At 36.0% G+C, this 947-nt stretch carries 2 protein-coding genes; both read left to right on the top strand.

What is annotated here, in order from left to right:
- The first annotated feature begins 144 nt into the window (after window positions 1-144).
- Entirely contained in the window at window positions 145-465 is a 321-nt protein-coding gene (locus ACH2DQ_RS03225) for a PD-(D/E)XK nuclease family transposase (protein WP_394913047.1), read from the top strand.
- 140 nt (window positions 466-605) lie between these two features.
- Window positions 606-824 carry a hypothetical protein gene (locus ACH2DQ_RS03220; RefSeq protein WP_395025557.1) on the top strand — a complete coding sequence of 73 codons (219 nt, stop codon included), beginning with the start codon at window positions 606-608 and terminating at the stop codon, window positions 822-824.
- Window positions 825-947 lie beyond the last annotated feature (123 nt).

Here is a 947-nt window from a genome sequence, read left to right as displayed (position 1 = left end):
AAGAGTAGAGCCTTAGTTAGATTCTAATTAATTTCTGAAGATACATAGAATAAGAACAATTTCATAAAAAGTCACTTCTAAAATTCAAATCTCAATGTTTGCTGCGTTTAAGCAAACTATTTCTATATTAAAAAAGGAGAATCTATGTATCAGGAAAAGCCTGTAAAACCACTTAAAGATTTAAATCTCCTGGATCGGTTTCTGTTTGCAGAAGCTATGGAGGATACCGTTGTTTGTACTAATATGTTAGAAATTATTTTAGGGAGCAACAATATTTCATTTTTAGATAAGATACAGACAGAAAAAGAATTGCGTACATCACCTTTACTGAGATCCGTGAGGGTAGATGTGTGGGCAATGGATGAGCAAGGAACTATTTATAATTCAGAAATGCAGGGATATAAACGTGGAAACCTGAGAAAAAGAAGCCGTTACTACCAGGCGTTGATAATAAAGAAGACATAAGTCAGGAACTTGTTGAATTATTAGGATACATAGAGCATTCAACAGATACCTTTGCACAGAAGTGCACCAGCAGTAAAGTCAGGGAAATTCACGAACATATCTGCAGAATAAAAATGAGTGAAAAGATTGGGGTGAAATATATGAATGCCTGGGAAGAAAAAATTATTATAAGAGAAGAGGGGAAAGCAGAAGGAATTACAGAGGTTATTATAGATCTCCTCCGGGATTATGGTGATATTCCTCAAGACCTAAGGGAAAAAATAAAGACGGAGGATAATATTAACGTTTTAAAGGAATGGTTGAAAAAAACAATAAAAACAGGTTCCATGGAACAATTTCAGAAAGCAATACAAAGCTAATAAACTTTACAATTATAACAGTAAGAAGTAAAAAACAGAGCGTGAGATTCCTCACGCTCTGTCTTATAAGGTGCGCCCGGCGGGCGCACGTTTCAAGGGGTGCAAGTCCCCAATCCGCCCGGT

This window comes from Robinsoniella sp., from assembly GCF_034124845.1.
The sequence above is the reverse complement of the archived record's forward strand: the minus strand, read 5'-3'. Positions and strand labels throughout refer to the sequence as shown.